General features: G+C 69.7%; 15 protein-coding genes and 1 riboswitch. Of the genes, 5 read left to right on the forward strand and 10 right to left on the reverse strand.

Translation table 11 applies throughout. From position 1 onward, the window contains the following. Positions 1 to 6: 6 nt before the first annotated feature. From lnt to cobN, 4 genes are all read right to left on the reverse strand, one after another. On the reverse strand, positions 7 to 1,689 hold the full coding sequence (gene lnt, locus BJF87_RS12105) for an apolipoprotein N-acyltransferase (protein WP_035751606.1): 1,683 nt from the start codon (positions 1,687 to 1,689) through the stop codon (positions 7 to 9). Continuing rightward, entirely contained in the window at positions 1,686 to 3,326 is a 1,641-nt protein-coding gene (locus BJF87_RS12110; protein ID WP_075863254.1) for an amidohydrolase, read from the reverse strand. The genes lnt and BJF87_RS12110 overlap by 4 nt, the downstream gene beginning before the upstream one ends. 65 nt (positions 3,327 to 3,391) lie before the next feature. After that, on the reverse strand, positions 3,392 to 3,928 hold the full coding sequence (locus BJF87_RS12115; protein ID WP_006360377.1) for an FxsA family protein: 537 nt from the start codon (positions 3,926 to 3,928) through the stop codon (positions 3,392 to 3,394). 93 nt (positions 3,929 to 4,021) lie between these two features. Further along, positions 4,022 to 7,750, reverse strand: coding sequence for a cobaltochelatase subunit CobN (gene cobN, locus BJF87_RS12120; protein WP_262338956.1), 3,729 nt, complete (start codon positions 7,748 to 7,750; stop codon positions 4,022 to 4,024). Continuing rightward, positions 7,711 to 7,838, reverse strand: a riboswitch (cobalamin riboswitch). It overlaps the preceding gene by 40 nt. 24 nt (positions 7,839 to 7,862) lie before the next feature. Between cobN and BJF87_RS12125 the strand changes: the two genes are divergently transcribed. Genes BJF87_RS12125 through BJF87_RS12135 form a run of 3 tightly spaced genes read left to right on the forward strand, consistent with a single transcriptional unit; the run spans position 7,863 to position 11,261 of the window. Then, positions 7,863 to 9,044 (forward strand): precorrin-3B synthase, encoded by a 1,182-nt coding sequence (locus tag BJF87_RS12125; RefSeq protein WP_075863256.1) that lies wholly within the window; start codon positions 7,863 to 7,865, stop codon positions 9,042 to 9,044. A 13-nt stretch (positions 9,045 to 9,057) separates the two neighbouring features. Further along, positions 9,058 to 9,681 (forward strand): precorrin-8X methylmutase, encoded by a 624-nt coding sequence (locus tag BJF87_RS12130; RefSeq protein ID WP_075863330.1) that lies wholly within the window; start codon positions 9,058 to 9,060, stop codon positions 9,679 to 9,681. 2 nt (positions 9,682 to 9,683) lie between these two features. Continuing rightward, positions 9,684 to 11,261, forward strand: a complete 1,578-nt coding sequence (locus BJF87_RS12135) for a precorrin-2 C(20)-methyltransferase (RefSeq protein WP_035751601.1) — start codon at positions 9,684 to 9,686, stop codon at positions 11,259 to 11,261. Here BJF87_RS12135 and BJF87_RS12140 read toward each other — a convergent pair. From BJF87_RS12140 to BJF87_RS12155, 4 genes are read right to left on the reverse strand one after another with little or no spacing between them, the layout of a single operon-like run. Further along, positions 11,214 to 11,957: a cobalt-precorrin-6A reductase gene (locus BJF87_RS12140; RefSeq protein ID WP_006360382.1), complete on the reverse strand. Its 744-nt coding sequence runs from the start codon at positions 11,955 to 11,957 to the stop codon at positions 11,214 to 11,216. The two genes, BJF87_RS12135 and BJF87_RS12140, sit on opposite strands and share 48 nt — an antisense overlap. Next, entirely contained in the window at positions 11,954 to 12,727 is a 774-nt protein-coding gene (gene cobM, locus BJF87_RS12145) for a precorrin-4 C(11)-methyltransferase (RefSeq protein WP_075863257.1), read from the reverse strand. The genes BJF87_RS12140 and cobM overlap by 4 nt, the downstream gene beginning before the upstream one ends. Then, complete coding sequence (gene cbiE / locus BJF87_RS12150) at positions 12,724 to 13,983, reverse strand: precorrin-6y C5,15-methyltransferase (decarboxylating) subunit CbiE (RefSeq protein WP_075863331.1); 1,260 nt, start codon at positions 13,981 to 13,983, stop codon at positions 12,724 to 12,726. Before cbiE ends, cobM begins: the two co-directional genes overlap by 4 nt. Continuing rightward, positions 13,980 to 14,747, reverse strand: a complete 768-nt coding sequence (locus tag BJF87_RS12155; RefSeq protein WP_006360385.1) for an SDR family NAD(P)-dependent oxidoreductase — start codon at positions 14,745 to 14,747, stop codon at positions 13,980 to 13,982. The genes cbiE and BJF87_RS12155 overlap by 4 nt, the downstream gene beginning before the upstream one ends. 64 nt (positions 14,748 to 14,811) lie before the next feature. Here BJF87_RS12155 and BJF87_RS12160 point away from each other — a divergent pair, with 64 nt between their 5' ends. After that, positions 14,812 to 15,213 carry a PPOX class F420-dependent oxidoreductase gene (locus BJF87_RS12160; protein ID WP_035751598.1) on the forward strand — a complete coding sequence of 134 codons (402 nt, stop codon included), beginning with the start codon at positions 14,812 to 14,814 and terminating at the stop codon, positions 15,211 to 15,213. Here BJF87_RS12160 and BJF87_RS12165 read toward each other — a convergent pair whose 3' ends face one another. Further along, positions 15,214 to 16,356 (reverse strand): Xaa-Pro peptidase family protein, encoded by a 1,143-nt coding sequence (locus tag BJF87_RS12165; protein ID WP_075863258.1) that lies wholly within the window; start codon positions 16,354 to 16,356, stop codon positions 15,214 to 15,216. Positions 16,357 to 16,440: 84 nt separating this feature from the next. On the opposite strand from BJF87_RS12165, the gene BJF87_RS12170 reads away from it, so the two are divergent. Next, positions 16,441 to 17,397 (forward strand): 5'-3' exonuclease, encoded by a 957-nt coding sequence (locus BJF87_RS12170; protein WP_075863332.1) that lies wholly within the window; start codon positions 16,441 to 16,443, stop codon positions 17,395 to 17,397. 16 nt (positions 17,398 to 17,413) lie between these two features. Here the strand turns inward: BJF87_RS12170 and BJF87_RS12175 are convergent, their stop codons facing one another. After that, positions 17,414 to 18,307 carry a DUF4333 domain-containing protein gene (locus BJF87_RS12175; protein WP_075863259.1) on the reverse strand — a complete coding sequence of 298 codons (894 nt, stop codon included), beginning with the start codon at positions 18,305 to 18,307 and terminating at the stop codon, positions 17,414 to 17,416. Positions 18,308 to 18,363: the final 56 nt, after the last annotated feature.

Consider the following 18,363-nt stretch of genomic DNA (forward strand, 5'->3'; position numbering starts at 1 on the left):
AGCTCCTTAAATGTCACCGGACGCCCGTGCGGCGTCCCTGCGTGGCTTGAGTGTGAACCTAGTACGCGAGGCCAGCGCAAACAAAAGACCACCCACCGCCACGACGATCGCGAGGGCCTCGGGCCACATCCCGAGGCGGGTCGCGAGGGTCGTTCCGTTGTGCAGCGGGAGGGTGCTGGTCAGCACGTCCGAGGAGAAGACGCCGGATTGTTCGGTGATCGAGCCGTCGGCGTCGATGATCGCGCTCACACCGCTGGTCGCGGCGACGACCACAGCACGTCCGTGTTCGACGGCGCGCACCTGCGACATCGCCAGCTGCTGGTATGTCATCTCGGTGCGGCCGAAGGTCGCGTTGTTGGTGGGGACGAAAAGCATCTGCGCCCCGTCGCGGATCGACTGGCGCGCCGCACGGTCGAAGGCGACCTCCCAGCAGGTCGCGACTCCCACCGTGACCTCACCCGAGCGGCCGGGCACGTCCACGACGGTGGGACCGGTGCCCGGCTTGAAGTTGCCGGCCATGTCCGCATACGACGAGAAGAGACGGAAGAACGGGCGCCAGGGCAGGTATTCGCCGAACGGCTGCACGATGTGTTTGTCGTAGCGGTCGACAGGTCCCTTCGCGCCGTCCCAGACGAGCACCGAGTTCGTGGGGCGGCCGTCGGAGTTGCGGATCAGGGTGCCGACGAGGATCGGGGCGCCGACCGCCTCGGAGGCGGCGGTGATCTCCGCGGCGGCGTCGGCGTTGTCCAGCGGCGAGATGTCCGAGGCGTTCTCCGGCCACAGCACGAAATCGGGCGGGGCGGCGAGGCCGGCGTCGATCGCCTGGGCGTAGCCGATGGTGGTGCGCACATGGTTGTCGAGCACGGCACGACGCTGTGCGTTGAAGTCCAGGCCGAGTCGGGGCACGTTGCCCTGGACCGCCCCGATGTGCACCGACTCCGACGAGATGGTGCGGTCGATGGTGGCCGGTGTGAGGGCGATCGCCGCCACGGGTGCGAGCAGCGCGATGGCGACGGCGAGGGTCGCGACCCGCACGAAACCCGAGGGCTGGTCACCGTTGAGCGCCGCCGCCGATCGGGCGGATCGGCGATAGGCGGAGACCAGGATGATCAGCATCCAGGCGACCGACGCGCCGAACAACGCCACGCCGGCGGACAGCCCGGGGGCGCCCAGCACGGAGGCCAGTGGTAGCAGTGGGCCGTCGACTTGACTGAAAGCGGCTCTCCCCCAAGGGAACCCGCCGAACGGGAACGCCGATCGCAGGGCCTCGACGAGCACCCAGGAGACCATGAACCAGACCGGCGGGACCGGGAGTCGCATGGTCAGGGTGGCAATCGCGCCGAACAGGGCGAGGTACCCGGACAGCAGCACCGACAATGCGAGCCACGGCAGCGGCCCGACATAGACGCCGATCCACGGCAGCAGCGGGATGAAGAAGGCGAGCCCGAAGACGAAGCCGACCCATGCACCCGTGCGCACCCGCGGGCGCCGCACGTACAGGGCGGTGAACAGCACGCCGAGCCCGAAGACCGCGAGGAACCACCAGTTGCGGGGCGGGAAGGCCGCCCACATCGCCAGACCGGCGACGATCGCGGCCAGGGTGCGGAGACTCCAGTCCCAGGTCAGGGTGAAGCGACGCGAACGCGCCTCGGTCTCCTCGGCGGACGTCATCGTGTCGGTGGCGTTCACCCGACGGCCCGGTCGTACAGGACCTGTCCGCGGTGCACGGTCCGGACGCACCGCGGCAGTTCGGCTCCCGGGGAGACGTCCGGCAGGGCGGGCACACGGGAACGCGGGTCGGTGGACCAGCGCTGCACCTTGTCGTGGGAGCCGGCGACGACGAGGTCGTCGACCTCCCAGACGGCGTAGCTCGCTGGTGCGCCGGGTGTCAGGGTGCCGGTGAGACCGTCGTTGATGCCGCCGGCGCGCCAGCCGCCGCGGGTTGCCGCTGCGAAGGCGCCGCGTGCGGAGATCGCGTTGGTCGGCTGATGATGGTGCACGGCGGCCCGGATCGTCGACCAGGGATCGATCGGCGTGACCGGAGCGTCAGACGAGAACGAGAGTGCCACACCGGTTTTCGCGAGCATCGCGAAGTCGTTGAGCGTTGCGGCGCGGGCCTTGCCGAGTCGGGCGTCGTAGAGGTCGCCTTCGCCGCCCCATTCGGCGTCGAAGTGCGGTTGCATGCTGGCGATGACGCCGCAGCGCGCCAGGACCTCCGCGTCGCGGGCGGTGACCATCTCGGCGTGCTCGAGCCGGTGTGCGCAGCGGGCGATCGCCGGGGTGCCCAGCTCGTCGGCGAGTTCGGTGAGCGCGGCGACGACGGCACCGGTGGCGGCATCACCGATGACGTGGAAACCGGACTGGATACCGGCCAGTGTGCAGCCGCGGAGATGATCGCGGACCGTCTCCATGTCGAGGTAGCTGATGCCGCGGGTGTCCGGGGCGTCGGTGTACGGCTCGTTGAGCCACGCGGTGTGCGACCCGATCGCGCCGTCGATGAAGAGGTCGCCGCCGAGGGCGTGGGCGCGGGTGATGGTCATGAGCTCGGCCGCGTGGTCGGCGTCGGTGACGGTCTGTCCCCAGTAGCGGCGGATCTCGACGGGGTGGTCGAGGTCGGCGATGGCCAGGAAGTCGTCCATACCGCTGATGTCGGGGCCGCCGTTCTCGTGGACTGCGACGACACCGTGCGCGGCGGCCACGTCGAGCGCACGACGCTGCGCCCGTTCACGATGTGCGGCGGTGACGAGGAGGCGGGCCGCACCGCGGACGAGATGATGCGCCTCGGCGACAAGCGGCTCCTCCGGGTGGTAGCCGACGGCGCCCGCGAGTTCCGGGACGAGACGACGGAGTGCCGTCGAGGCGACCGCGGAGTGTTCGTCGACGCGGGCCAGGTACACCGGGCGGCCACCGACCACGGCGTCGAGTTCGCTGGTCGTCGGGAACCGGCCGTCCTCGGGTTCGGGGCCCTCCCAGGTCGAGTCGTCCCAGCCGAGACCCCAGAGCAGGTCGCCCTCGTCGTGGCCGGCGGCGGCGTCGTCGGCCACCGCCTTCCCGACGAGACGCAGGCAGTGCGTCCGGCTCGTCGCCTCGTTGAGGGTGAGACCGTCGAGCGAGAGACCGGTCGACGTGAGGTGCACGTGCGAGTCGACGAAACCCGGGCTGACGAAGAGCCCGTTCAGGTCGACGATCTCCGCATCCGGGTGGAGAGCCCGGCCGATGTCATCGGTACCGACCCACACCACCACCCCATCGGTGATGGCCATCGCGGTCGCGTCGGGGGCGGCCGCCGAGTACACGGCACCGCCGAGAAGCAGTTGGGTTGCCACGATCGTTCAGTCTGCCTTGCCGTGAGTGAATGTGGCCGGGAGGGGTCGGGCGGGGCGTGCCCAGGTCAGCGCGTGGGCGGCAGCTGCGGGGTGGTCATCGGTGTGGTTCCTGGGCCGAAGCCGGTTCCGGGGGTGTCGGACTCCACAACCACGCCGTCGACGACGGTCCCACCACCGGGGACGCCGCCACCGCGGATTCGGCTGCCGTAGACGCCGGTTGCGTACAGGCCCGCGCGGTCCATCGCGGTCGCCATCCGCTTCGCGCCCACGGCCACCACGACCGGGCGCAACACCTTGCGGGTCGGCGGGAACAGCAGCAGGATGCCGGCGAGAGTCGAGACGACACCCGGGATGACCAGCAGGATCGTCGAGGCGGCGACCAGCGCGGTGTCGGCCAGCGGCGCCCGTGCGTCGACCTCGTTGTTGGCGGCGCGGCGCAACTCGCCGAACACCTTGCGGCCCTGCCAGCGCAGCGTCAGGAACCCCAGGACGCCGGCCGCGATGCTGATCAGCACGGCCCAGCCGAACCCGAGCCATACCGCCATCGCCACGAAGGCGGCGATCTCCAGCAGCGCGTACACGGCGAAGTAGCGGAGTGCCATGGTCGTCTCACCTGTCTTTCGGTGCCTTGTGGGCACCCTCGACGTCAGGGTCTGCAGGACCAACGAACGAGGTGGCGATTTTTCTCCCGGGGTTCAGTCTTCGCCGCGGGCCTCGATGTCGCCCTCGGTCTGCAGGTAGACGTTGCGCAGCTGATCGAGGAGGTCGGCGGGCGGTTCGTGCCACATGTCACGTTCGACGGCTTCCAACAGTCGTTCGGCGATGCCGTGCAGTGCCCACGGGTTGGACTGCTGCATGAACTCCTGGTTGGTCTCGTCGAGGACGTAGGACTCGGTGAGCTTCTCGTACATCCAGTCGGCGACGACGTCGGTGGTGGCGTCGTAACCGAAGAGGTAGTCGACGGTCGCGGCCATCTCGAAGGCGCCCTTGTAGCCGTGGCGCTGCATCGCCGAGATCCAGCGCGGGTTGACGACTCTTGCGCGGAACACGCGGGCGGTCTCCTCCGAGAGCGTCCGGGTGCGAACGGAGTCGGGCCGGGTGCTGTCACCGATGTACGCCTCGGGTGCCGTTCCGGTGAGCGCGCGGACGGTCGCGACCATGCCGCCGTGGTACTGGAAGTAGTCGTCGGAGTCGGCGATGTCGTGTTCGCGGGTGTCGGTGTTCTTCGCGGCCACCGCGATCCGCTTGTAGGCCGCGCGCATGTCGTCGACCGCGGGCACGCCGTCGAGTCCGCGCCCGTAGGCGTAGCCGCCCCACTCGGTGTAGACCCGAGCCAAGTCCTCGTCGCTGCGCCAGTCGCGGGAGTCGATGAGCTGCAGGATCCCTGCGCCGTAGGTTCCGGGCTTGGAACCGAAGACCCGGGTGACGGCGCGGCGACGGTCGCCGTGATCGGCCATCGAGGAGCGGACGTGGGCGGCGACGAAGTTCTGGTCGTCGGGCTCGTCGGCTGAGGCGGCGAGGGCGACCGCGTCGTCGAGCATCGCCACCACGTGGGGGAAGGCGTCGCGGAAGAACCCGGAGATCCGGACCGTGACGTCGATACGCGGACGGCCCAGTTCGGCGAGGTCGATGAGTTCGAGATCGACGACGCGGCGTGACATCTCGTCCCACACCGGCATGACGCCGAGCAGTGCGAGGACCTCGGCGACGTCGTCACCGGACGTGCGCATCGCGCTGGTCCCCCACACCGACAGGCCGACCGACGCCGGGTGGTGGCCGTGGTCGGCGACATAGCGTTCCAGCAGTGAGTCGGCCATCGCGCGTCCGGTCTCCCACGCCAGCCGCGAAGGCACGGCCTTCGGGTCGACGGAGTAGAAGTTGCGGCCGGTCGGCAGCACGTTGATCAGTCCGCGCAGCGGAGAGCCACTGGGGCCGGCGGGGATGAAGCCGCCGTCGAGGGCGTGCAGCACGCGAGGCACCTCCCCCGTGGTCTGCCGCAGACGCGGGACGACTTCGCCGGCGGCGAAACGCAGGACGTCGGCGACCGCGTCGGGCAATCCGGCGGTGGCCTCGGCGACGGCAGCCTCCGACCAGTCGTCCTTGGCACATGCGGCGACGAGTTCACGGGCCTGCGCCTCGACGGTGTCGACGGTCCCGCGTTCGGCGGTGCCGTCCTCGACAAGGCCCAGTGCCTCACGGAGTCCGGGCAACGCCGACGTTCCGCCCCACAGCTGACGGGCGCGCAGCATCGCGAGGACGAGGTCGACCTCGGCGTCGTCGCGGGGGGCCTCGCCGAGGACGTGGAGGCCGTCGCGGATCTGGACGTCCTTGATCTCGCACAGCCAGCCGTCGACGTGCAGGAGCATGTCGTCGAAGACCTCTTCGTCCGGGCGTTCGGTCAGTCCGAGGTCGTGGTCCATCTTCGCCGCGGTGAGCAGCGTCCAGATCTGCTGGCGGATCGCCGGAAGCTTCGCCGGGTCGAGGGCGGAGATGTTCGCGTGTTCGTCGAGCAGCTGCTCGAGGCGGGCGATGTCGCCGTAGGACTCGGCGCGCGCCATCGGCGGGATCAGGTGATCGACGAGCACCGCGTGGGCCCGGCGCTTGGCCTGGGTCCCCTCCCCCGGGTCGTTGACGAGGAACGGGTAGATGAGCGGGAGATCGCCCAGGGCGGCGTCGGTTCCGCAGTTGGCGGACATGCCGAGGTTCTTGCCCGGCAGCCATTCGAGGTTGCCGTGCTTTCCGACGTGCACGATCGCGTCCGCACCGAAACCGGCCTGCCCCGTTGCGTGTCGGGCGGCGATCCACCGGTAGGACGCCAGATAGTGATGCGACGGCGGCAGGTCGGGGTCGTGGTAGATCGCCACCGGGTTCTCGCCGAACCCGCGCGGCGGCTGCACCATGATCGCGATGTTGCCGAAAGTCAGTGCAGCGATGACGATGTCGCCGTCGGGATTGTTCGACCGGTCGACGAACAGCTCGCCGGGTGCCTCGCCCCAGTGTTCGACGACGCCGTTGCGCAGTTCTTCCGGCAGCGTCTCGAACCAGTCGCGGTACTCCGCGGCGGGCAGGCGGATCGGGTTGGCGGCGAGGGTTTCCTCGGTCAGCCAATCCGGGTCCTGACCGCCCGTCGCGATGATCTCGTGGATCAGCGCATCCGAATCGTCTTCTGCCAAACCGGGTATCGCACCGGGACCGGATTCCGGTCCGATGTCGTAACCGGCCGCGCGCAGGGCCGAGAGCAGACGCAGCAGACTCCGAGGGGTGTCGAGGCCGACGGCGTTGCCGATGCGGGCGTGCTTCGTGGGATACGCCGACAGCATGACGGCGATGCGCTTGTCGGCGGCCGGAGTTCGGCGCAGCTGTGCATGCGACACCGCGATGCCCGCCACGCGGGCGCAGCGCTCGGGATCCGGCCGATACCAGGGAAGGCCGTCGTCGTCGAATTCCTTGAAGGAGAACGGGACGGTGATGATCCGGCCGTCGAACTCCGGCACCGCCACCTGCGTTGCGACATCGAGCGGTGAGAGACCGTCGTCGCTCGCCTCCCAGTCCGCCCGGGAACCCGTGAGGCACAGGCCCTGCAGGATCGGGATGTCGAGTGCGGCAAGCCGTTCGATGTTCCACGCCTCGTCGTCGCCGCCGGCCGATGCGGTCGCCGGGGTCGCGCCGCCGGCCGCCAGGACCGTGACCACGAGAGCGTCGACCGTGCCGAGCAGCTCGATCAGGTCGTCGGGAGCGGTACGCAGGGACGCACAGAAGATCGGCAGCGCCCGGGCGCCTCGCTCCTCGATGGCGCTGCAGAGCGCGTCGATGTAGCGGGTGTTCCCGGCGAGGTGCTGGGCGCGGTAGTAGAGCACCGCGATGGTCGGTGCATCGGAATTCTCCCGCTGCGCGCGCTCCAGGATTCCCCACGCCGGGGTCTGCTGCGGCGGCTCGAAGCCGTATCCGGTGAACAGCACGGTGTCGGAGAGGAAATGATGCAGGTTGACGATGTTCGCGACGCCGCCGGCGGCGAGGTAGTCGTGGGCCTGGGCGGCCACACCGGCCGGCACCGTCGAATGGGCCATCAGGTCCGGGTCCGGTTGCTGCTCGCCGGAACACACCACCAGCGGTTTGCCGGTCGCCTCGACCGCGGCGAGTCCCTCTTCCCAGGCACGCGTTCCACCGAGGATGCGGACGACGATCAGGTCGGCGTCGGCGGCCAGTGCCGGGATCTCGTCGATGAGCAGTCGTGCGGGATTCGCGCCGCGGAACCCCACTTCCGGGTTCGCCTCGCCGGCGGCCGCCGCGGTCAGCAGATCGGTGTCCGAGGTCGAGAACAGCAGGATCATCGTGTCTCCTCGCCGGGTTGTCGCGCCCGGAGTGTCGGGTGTGTGCGAGGGACTGGTCTGGCTGGGGCACCGGCGTCTACCGGGACCCTTCACAGTGGCGCGACCGCGCCGGAATCTCACCGGCTTCAGCCCGCTCGCGGTTGGGTCTCAGCCTACGGCGACCGGTCGGCGGAGTCGTCACCTGGTCCGGTCGTAGGCTGGTGGGATGACTGAAGCGGCCGAACCCGCTCCCGGCACGGCGATCCGGGAATCCGCGGATCGTTGCCCCGGCGTGTTCAGCACGCACGAGGCGAAGGACGGCGCACTGGCCCGGATCCGGCTTCCCGGAGGCCGGATCCGCGCTGATCAGCTCACCACCCTCGCCCAGGCTGCGGCTGCTCACGCCGACGGCTTCCTCGAGCTCACCGCGCGCGGGAACCTGCAACTGCGCGGGATCACCGACGTCGAGGCCGTGGCCGACGCCGTGGTGAGCGCCGGCCTCGCGCCCAGCTCGTCGCACGACAAGGTCCGGAACATCGAGGTCAGCCCGCTGACCGGCCGCATCGGCGGTGTCATCGACGCAGGTCCGCTGACAGCGGCACTCGACGACGCGCTGCGCGCCGATCCCGCGGCCACCTCGATCTCGGGACGCTTCCTGTTCGGGGTCGACGACGGTCGCGGCGACATCCGGCGCCGAGGCGCCGACGCGTGTGCCGTGGCGCGCTCGGCCGAACCTGTGGTCGCCGACATCCTGGTCGGCGGCGTCGCGGTCGGATCGGTCGGAGGGGTGCCCGGGATCGTCGAGGCACTCATCTCGGTGGCCGCCGGTCTGAACGCGGTGGCGCCCGGCGCCTGGCGCGTCCGCGATCTCGGCGCCGAGGACCGCCACCGCCTGGAGCGGCTCGTCGCCGAGAACCTGGCCCCCACCGTCGAATCCGACGAAGACGACGTAGCGGCCCCGGTGGAGCCGATCGTGGGCTGGTTCGACCAGGACGACGGATCGGTGCTGCTCGGCTCGGTCGTCGAACTCGGCCGCCTGCCCGCGCGCCTCGCCGAGTTCATCGGCGCGGTGGAGTCGCCGGTGGTCTTCACCCCGGACCGGGAGATCCTGATCTGTGACCTCGGTGAAGGCGTTGCCGAGACCGTGGTGCGGGTGCTCGCACCGATGGGCCTGATCTTCGACGCGAACTCGCCGTGGGCACGGCTCAGCTGTTGTGTGGGCGCCCCGGGCTGCGGATCGGCCAACGCCCCGGTGCGCAAGGACCTGCTCGCCCATGTCGAGGCCGGCCTCCCGGTAGGCGATCGCGAACACTGGGTGGGGTGTGAGCGTCGCTGCGGCTCCCCCGCCGGCACACACCTGTCGGTGCAGGCCACGCCCGACGGCGGGTACGACCGCCGTCGCCGCTAGGCTCGTGCGCATCATGACCGAGTACCTGCGCGACGGCGCCGCGATCTACCGCCAGTCCTTTGCGACGATTCGGGCCGAGTCGGACTTGTCCGCCTTCGGCTCCGACGTGTCGACCGTGGTCGTCCGGATGATCCACGCCTGCGGACAGACCGATCTCACACGCGACGTCATCGCGACGCCCGGCGTCGTACGCGCGGCCCGCGGGGCACTCGAGGCCGGAGCACCGATCCTCTGCGACGCGTCGATGGTGGCGTCCGGCATCACCCGCAAGCGTCTGCCCGCCGACAACGAGGTGCTGTGCCATCTCTCCGAACCGGGTCTCCCCGCTCTGGCCGAGGAGATGGGCACCACGAGAACCGCTGCTGCCCTGCAGTTCTGGTTGCCACGCCTCGATGGCGCGGTCGTCGCGATCGGCAATGCCCCGACCGCGTTGTTCGCCCTGCTCGACATGATCGACGAGGGTGCACCCCGCCCGGCCGCAATCGTCGGCGCGCCCGTCGGTTTCGTCGGCGCCGCGGAGTCGTGCGAGGCCCTCGCTGCCCGCACCGATCTCGAGTTCATCACCGTCACCGGTCGTCGTGGTGGGTCGGCGATCACCGCCGCCGCCGTCAACGCGCTCGCCACCCCTCAGGAGTGAATGTGCCTGCAGTCAACGATGATCAGCGGCCCGGCAAGCTCTGGGGAATCGGCCTCGGGCCCGGCGACAGCGAACTGATGACGGTCAAGGCCGCGCGGGTGATCAGCACCGCCGACGTGGTCGCGTATCACTGTGCGCGCCACGGCAACAGCATCGCGCGGTCGGTCGCCGAACCCTATCTGCGCGAAGACCAGACCGAAGAGCGTCTCATGTACCCGGTCACCACCGAGACCACCGACCATCCCGGCGGGTATCAGGGTGCACTCGACGACTTCTACGCCGAGAGCGCGGAACGGCTCGCCGTCCACCTGCGCGCGGGCCGGGACGTCGTCCTTCTCGCCGAGGGGGATCCGCTCTTCTACAGCTCCTACATGCACATGCACAAGCGGCTGTCCCCGCACTTCGATGCGGAGATCGTGCCGGGTGTGACGTCGGTGAGCGCGGCGTCGGCGGCCACCGGTGTTCCGCTGGTGGAGGGCGACGAGACCTTGACGGTCGTCCCGGGTACGGCATCGACGGAAGAGCTGCTGTTCCGCTTCCGTTCGGCCGACGCCATCGTGGTGATGAAACTGGGCCGCACCTTCGAACGGGTGCGGGAGGCGTTGCGCGAGGCCGGCCGCCTCGACGAGGCCTTCTACGTCGAACGGGCGTCGACCACCGTCGAGCGTGTGCTGCCGGCGGCGGAGGTGAATCCGGCTGAGGTGCCGTACTTCTCGATCCTCGTGGTTCCCGGCCGACGGAACAACCCGCGCTTCGAGCCGGAACCGGTACCGGGCGAACTGGTGGTCGTCGGTCTCGGACCGGGTCACGACAGCTGGACGACACCCGAAGTCCGCGCGGAACTCGCCACCGCGACCGACCTCGTCGGGTACACAACCTACCTCAAGCGGGTGACCCCGAGACCGGGCCAGCGCGTCCATGCGAGCGACAACCGGGTCGAGTCCGAGCGTGCCGAGTTCGCTCTCGATCTCGCCCGACGCGGAGCGCGCGTGGCGGTCGTGTCGTCGGGCGATCCGGGCGTATTCGCGATGGCGGCCGCGGTGACCGAGGTGGCCGCCGAACCGCAGTGGCATGACGTTCGGGTGCGCGTGGTTCCGGGGATCACGGCGGCGACCGCCGTCGCGGCGGCCGTCGGTGCGCCGCTCGGTCACGACTTCGCGGTGATCTCGCTGTCCGACCGGCTCAAGCCGTGGTCGGTGATCGAGCGCCGCATCCGTGCCGCCTTGGCCGCCGACCTGGTCATCGCGATCTACAATCCGGGTTCGGCCAGCCGGTCGTGGCAGGTCGGGGCCCTCAAACACACGCTGCTGCAGACGGTCTCATCCGACCGGGTCGTCGTCCTCGGTCGCGATGTGGGCGGTCCGGAGCAGTCACTGACCACGACGACCGTGGCCGGCCTCGACCCCGAAGTGGTCGACATGCGCACGTTGCTCATCATCGGTTCGTCGGCGACCCGAGCGGTGTCCCGCGCCGGGGGTCCGCTGGTGTTCACCCCGCGCCGGCACACTCCCACCGAGGAACCGGAACAGGTCTCAGCCGAGCAGCCGCTCGAGCCAAGCCTGGGCGGCAGCAACCTCTGACACCGCCGGGACGTCGGGCTCGATCGGACGGTCGACGACGATCACGTCGATCCCCATCGTCGCGGCGGCGTCGAGTTTCGCCTTCGTCAGCGATCCCCCGCTGTTCTTGGTGACCAGCAGGTCGATCCGATTCTCGCGCAGGAGTGCAAGCTCGGAGTCGTAGTCGTAGGGCCCGCGTGACCGCAGAATTTCGTGGTGCGCAGGGAGTTCCGCGGTCGGCGGATCAACGACCCGGATCAGGAACCAGACGTCGTCGATGCCGGCGAACTCGCCGACGTCCTGGCGACCCGTGGTCAGCAACACCCGGTTGCCGCGGTGCCGTACCTCGTCGGCAGCGGTGGCGAGATCCGGTACGCGGATCCAGCGGTCGGCGTCGGACGGGACCCAGGGTTCACGACGCAGCCGGAGCAGCGGCACCCCCGCTTCCGACGCGGCCTGCGCCGCGTTCCGGGTGATGGTCGCCGCAAACGGATGCGTGGCGTCGATGACGGCCTGAATCCGGTTGCTGAGCAGCCACTCCCGCAGGCCGTCGACTCCTCCGAAGCCGCCGATGCGGACCGGGCCCACCGGGAGGCGCGGATTGTCCACGCGGCCCGCGAGTGAACTGATGACCGACCTCCCGGTCTCGGTCAGGGACGCCGCCAGTGCTCGTGCCTCCCCGGTGCCGCCGAGGATGAGGATCTGTTCATCGGTCATGGGTGCGGTGTCTCGCGGAGTTTCGTCATTCGCGCGTGGGAGTACAGGTAACTGTCGGTGACCTCGGGATGCGTCATGGCGTCGAGCACGCGACCGACGAAGATGATCGCGGTCTTGCGGATGTCGGCGGCGTCCAGGGTCTCCGGTAGACGGCTCAGTGCACAGCGCACCACCTGCTGGTTCGGTCGGCTCGCGAAAGCGACGGTCGCCGTGGGACATTCCGATCCGTAGTGCGGTGCGAGCGCCTCGACGATCTGTCCGGCGCGGTGTGCGGCGAGATGGAGGGCGAGTGTCACACCGGTTGCGGCGAGGTTCGCCAGGTCCTCGCCGTGGGGCATGTCGGTCGACAGCGTCGACACCCGGGTGATGAGCAGGCTCTGCCCCACTCCGGGGACGGTGAGTTCGGTGTCGAGAGCAGCGGCCGCGGCGGCGAACGCGGGTACCCCGGGCACGATCTCGTACGGAATGCCCCGTGCACGCAGTTCGCGTTGCTGCTCTGCCAATGCCGAGTAGATCGAGAGGTCACCGGAGTGGAGACGGGCGACGTCGTGTCCGCGTTCGTGGGCGGCGACGATGTGATCGACGATGTCGGGCAACGGCATTCGCGCCGTGTCGACGAGGACGGCGTCGTCGGGGCACAACTCGAGCATGTCGCCGGGTACCAGTGACCCGGCATACAGGCAGGTGCGGCACTCCCCCAGCAGCCGAGCGCCACGCAGCGTGATCAGGTCGGGAGCGCCGGGCCCGGCGCCGATGAAATAGACGGTCATGTCGTCGATCCCGCCTTGTCTGCTGTGTCGTCTCTGGTTGCGGCCCACTGGACGATCGGCAGCGCGGGCCGCCAGGTGCTCATCGTCCCCAGGGGTGCGACTGTTTCCACGGACAGGCGCCGAAGGGTGCCGCCGCGTTCCGCATGCCAGCGGACCAGGATCTCCTGGTTCTCCACGGTGACGGCGTTGACGACGATCCGTCCGGACGGTCGCAGTGCGTTCCACGCGGAGGTGAGGACCTTCTCGTCGAGGCCGCCGCCGATGAACACCGCGTCGGGAGGCGGTGCGTCGGAAAGGGCTTCGGGCGCGGCGCCGCGCAGCGTCAGGCGATGACCGACGCCGTGCCGGCGAGCGTTGGCGGTGAGCCGCTCCGCCCGGTCCGCGTTCTGCTCGAAGGCGACCGCCCGTCCCCGGTCGTCGGCGCGCAACCATTCGATGGCCACACTTCCGGATCCGGAGCCGATGTCCCAGAGGAGCTGCGCCCCGGCCGGTTCGAGAGCGGCGACAGTGATCGCGCGGATCGTGGACTTGGTGATCTGGCCGTCGTGGTCGTAGGTGTCGTCGTCGCGGCCGGGCATCCGGCTGCGACGTGGTCCGACGCAGTCGACGGCCACGATGTTGAGCGGGTCCACGGGTGAAGGTGCCCAGGATTCCGCGGTCGAGGAACGGATGCGCTCGTCCGGTCCACCGAGCTGTTCGAGGACAGTCATCGCCGAATCGCCGAATCCGTTCTGCGAGAGCAGTTCTGCCACGGAAGCGGGTGTCATCTCGTTCCGACTGAGAACGAGGAGACGTCCGCCGCCGGTGACCTCGGTGAGGACCACCTCGGGGTCGGCGGTGACGGCACTGACGATCCTGGTCGTCGCAAGGTCCCAGCCGAGACGCGCGCACGCCAGACTCGCGCTGGACACCGTGGGGACGACCCGCACTTGATCGGGCCCGACCCGCGCGACGATGCTGGCGCCGACGCCGTGGAACATCGGATCGCCGCTGGCGAGGATGTGGACACGGCCGGTGGCGTTCTCGAGGACTTCGGCGAGATGCGACGACATCGGCGAGCGCCACACCTCACGCGTGCCGGTGAGCTCGTGCCCGGCGTCGTCGAGGAGTGCGAGTTGCCTTCTCGCCCCGTAGATCACGTGGGCACCACGCAGTTCGTCGCGTGCGGCGTCGCCGAGACCGCGCCAACCATCGGCGCCGATCCCGACGACCACGAAGCGCGGCGGAACACCCGAATTCGACGGTGTGGAACTCATCGGGGCAGTCTCCGCCACACCGCGCGAGGGAGCAGACGCATGCCGAAGAACATCGGGCGCAACACCGACGGGATCCACACCTCACCACGCCCCTTGCGATACGCGCGGGCGACGGCATCGGCGACCTGGTCCGGAGTCTTCGAGAACGGTGCGGGTTTCACCCCGGACTCCATCAGTTCCTTGGTCATCGCGCCGATCACGAAACCGGGTCGGGCGAGGAGCAGCCGGACGCCGGTGCCGTGCAGCGAATCCGCCATACCGCTGGCGAAGCCGTCGAGCCCGGCCTTGGTGGAGCCGTAGACGAAGTTGGCCCGGCGCACGCGGATCCCTGCGACCGAGGAGAAGACGATCATCGTGCCGGACCCCTGTGCGCGCAGGGCGGCGGCAAGCGGGATCAGCACACTGACCTGGGCGTAGTAGTCCGTGTGCGCGATCTGCAGGGCATGCGCGACATCGGCTTCCGCGCGCGTCTGGTCACCGAGGATCCCGAACGCGACGATCGCGATACCGATCGGGCCGAAGTCGTCGAGCAGGGACGCGATCAGCCCGGGGTGGGTGTCGGTGTCGTCGGCATCGAAGCCGACGGTGTGTACGGCGGTCGCGCCCGCCTCGAGAAGCAGTGCGGTCTGATCGGCGAGGTCGTCGGGCCGACGGGCCGCGAGGACCACCGTCCGCCCGTCGGCCAAACGCTGAGCGGTGGCCACACCGATCTCACTGCGGCCGCCGAACAGGACCAGCGAACCCGCAGATGTCTCAGACGCCATGCACAGCAGTATCGCACCAGCCCCGACACGTCGAAGTCACCCCACCGGCGCTAGCGTGGCAGACATGTCACGTACCGCTGCCGACATCGGCCCCGCCGCACTCGAGTTCCTGACCGAACGCCATCTCGGCACCCTCACGACGCTGCGGGCCGATGGGACACCGCATTCGGTGGCCGTGGGCTTCACCTGGGACCCCGAAGCCGGGCTGGCGCGGGTGATCACCTTCGACGGCAGCCAGAAGGTGCGCAACGTCGAGCGCGGCGGCTACGCGGCGGTGACGAACGTCGACGGTCCCCGCTGGCTCACCCTCGAGGGTCCGGCGCGGGTCAGCCGCGAACCGGAACGCGTGCACGAGGCGGAGCAGCGCTACGCACAGCGGTACCGGCAGCCGAAGCCCAACCCTCGACGTGTGGTCATCGAGATCAGCGTGTCCCGGGTGCTCGGGTCGGCGTCGTTGCTGGGGTAGCTACAGCTGCACCAGCTGGTGCGGGCGGTTGTTGAAGGACTCGCAGCCGTCCTCGGTGACCACGACGATGTCCTCGATGCGGGCACCCCAGCGGCCGGAGAAGTACACCCCGGGCTCCACGCTGAAGGCCATGCCGGGGCGCAGGGTGATGTCGTTGCCGTTCACGATGTAGGGCTCCTCGTGGACCGAGAGGCCGATGCCGTGTCCGGTGCGGTGGATGAACGCCTCGGCGAGGCCGCGTTCGCGGAGCAGGTCGCGGGCGGCCGCGTCGATGGAGGCGGCGGTGACTCCGGGACGTACGGCGGCGACGGCAGTCCGCTGCGCCTCGTGCAGGGCGGCGTACGCGTCGGCGACGTCGGCGGCGGGCGGTTCGAAACAGTAGGTGCGGGTCGAGTCGGAGTTGTAACCGGGTTCGACCGGTCCGCCGATGTCGATGACGACGATGTCGGACCGTTCGATGACCCGGTCGGAGAACTCGTGATGCGGGTCGGCGCCGTTGGGTCCGGAACCGACGATGATGAACGCGGCCTCGGTGTGGCCCTCCTCGAGGATCGCCGCGGCGATGTCGTCGGAGACCTCCCGCTCGGTGCGTCCGGGCTTGAGCCATTCACCCATCCGGGCATGGACACGGTCGATGGCCGCGCCGGCACGACGCAGGGCCTCGATCTCCGCGTCGTCCTTGAGCATTCGGAGTTCACGCAGCACGGCGGTGGCGAGTTGCGGGGTGGCGCCGGTGTGCCGGGCCAGCGGGATCACGTGCAGGGCGGGCATCGAATCCGACACCGCGATGGTCGGATTCGACGGCAGACCGGAGAGGGCGAGACCGTGCGCGTCGTCGCCGTCGACCCAGTCGGCCACCTCGATGCCGAGGTCGCCGACCGCCGAGGCGGACAACGACGGCACCTCGAGGCGCGCGATGACGAGTTTCGGGTCCCCCGCTGCGGGGATGACGAGTGCGGTGAGGCGTTCGAAGGTGTCGGCGCGCGAGCCCACGAGATATCGCAGGTCGGGACCGGGCGCCACCACCAGCGCGTCGAGGCCGGCGTCGCGGGTGAGTTCCGCGGCGCGTCGCATGCGTTCGCGGTACACCTCGGGATCGAACAGCGGTGCCGCCGGGCCGGCGGTGGTCGATGTGGCAGCCATGGTCGAAGACTACCGCCGGGTGTGCGGGTCGTGGTGACGCGGCGACACCGTCAATGCGAGAGTGTGGAGGTGACGGATTCGTTGATGCTGCTCGACGGTGCGAGCCTGTGGTTCCGGTCGTTCTACGCCCTGCCCGAGAAGATGACCAGCCCCGACGGGCGACCGGTCAACGCGGTCCGGGGATTCATCGACACGATCGCGAATCTCGTGACACGCGAACACCCGACGCGGCTCGTCGTGTGCCTCGACCTCGACTGGCGTCCCGAGTTCCGTACCGCCCTCATCCCGACCTACAAGGCGCACCGCGTCGCGGTCGAGGACGGTGCGACCGACGCCACGGGCACGGAGACCATCGACGTCGAAGAAGTGCCCGACGCACTGACGCCGCAGGTCGACATGATCATGAATGTCCTTGCCGCTGCGGGGATCGCGACCTCGGGGGCGATCGGCTGCGAGGCCGACGATGTCATCGGAACACTCGCCTGGGAGGAGGCGGAGCATCCGGTGATCGTCGTCAGCGGTGACCGCGACCTGCTGCAGGTGGTCTCCGATGATCCGGTCCCGGTGCGGGTGCTCTACGTCGGGCGCGGACTGGCGAAGGCGGAGATGATGGGGCCGGTCGAGGTCGGCGAGAAGTACGGCGTACCCGCCGATCGCGCCGGGATCGGCTACGCGGAGATGTCGATGCTGCGCGGCGACCCGTCGGACGGCCTCCCCGGTGTACCGGGCATCGGCGAGAAGACCGCGGCGAAACTGATCAGCGAGTACGGCAGCCTGGACGCGCTCGAAGCGGCCGCCCGGGACTCGTCGTCGAAGGTCCCGACGCGGGCACGCAAGGCGCTGCTCGCCGCCGAGGACTACCTGGAGGCGGCCCGCACCGTCGTCTCGGTGCGCACCGACGCGGAGACCATCGACAGCGGCCCGGATCTGCTGCCGTCGGAACCGGCCGACCCCGAGGCCCTGGCCGCGCTCGTCGAGGAGCTGGGCATAGGGGCGTCGGTGGGCCGGTTGTCGAAGGCGCTGGGCTGGCCCAAGGCCTGATCAGCGCGGTCTCGTGTCAGCTGGGACGCGAGACCTCGTAGCGGCCCTCGTCGTCGATGAAGGTGACGGTGACCTGCTGGTCCTGTCCGCCGACGGTCACCGAGCAGGTGAACGACGACCCCTCCTTGACGCGCTGGCCGGACGGGCACTTCACATTGCTGACATCGCTGGCCTGATAGTCCTCGGTGAGGATCTGCTGCACGCCGTCCTGGGCTGCCTGCTGGTCGAGGTTCTTCGGGGCCCAGCCGGGGGCGACGAAGGCGGTGATGAGGATGATCGCGGCGATCACGATCAGCGCACCGCCACCGGCGAACAGCAGCGTCCGAAGCGTCTTGTTCGACTTGGGCGTCGCCATGCCGCTGAACTGGTCGGGTCCGCCGAACTGGTTCTGGCCGTAGGCGCCCGGGGTCTGCTGCGGCTGACCGTAGGGCTGCTGACCGTACTGGCCGGGCGCACCGTACTGACCGGCACCGTACTGTCCGGCACCGTACTGTCCGGCACCGTACTGTGCGGGGTCGGGCTGCTGACCGTAGGGCTGCGCGGGTCCGCCGTAGTTGGGCGCACCCTGGTTCGGGGCACCGTAGGCGGGCTGACCACCGGGTTGCCCGTACTGGCCGGGCTGCGCCCCGGGGTACCCGACCTGTGTCGGCTGGTTCTGGGCCGGCTGGCCCGGTGCCTGCGCTCCGGGCGCGTATCCGGGAGCCTGCTGGTAGGGGTTCTGCTGGTAGGGATTCGCCTGGTACGGATCCTGCTGGGGCTGTCCGTAACCGGGGTTGGGCGCCATCGTCGTGGGGTCGGCCTGCGAGCCGCCCTCCTGGGAACCGCCCGTGTTCACGATCTCGGTCTTGTCGCCGGAGCCGGGCTGGCCCTGCTGGGGCTGGGACGGATTCGGGTTGTTCGGGTCGGTCATGAGTCCCCTCCCACTCGGCTCCCACCTCGACGAGGTGTCGGCGAACTGTGACGTCA

The organism is Gordonia sp. CNJ-863 (assembly GCF_001942325.1).
Taxonomy (GTDB): Bacteria; Actinomycetota; Actinomycetes; order Mycobacteriales; family Mycobacteriaceae; genus Gordonia; species Gordonia alkanivorans.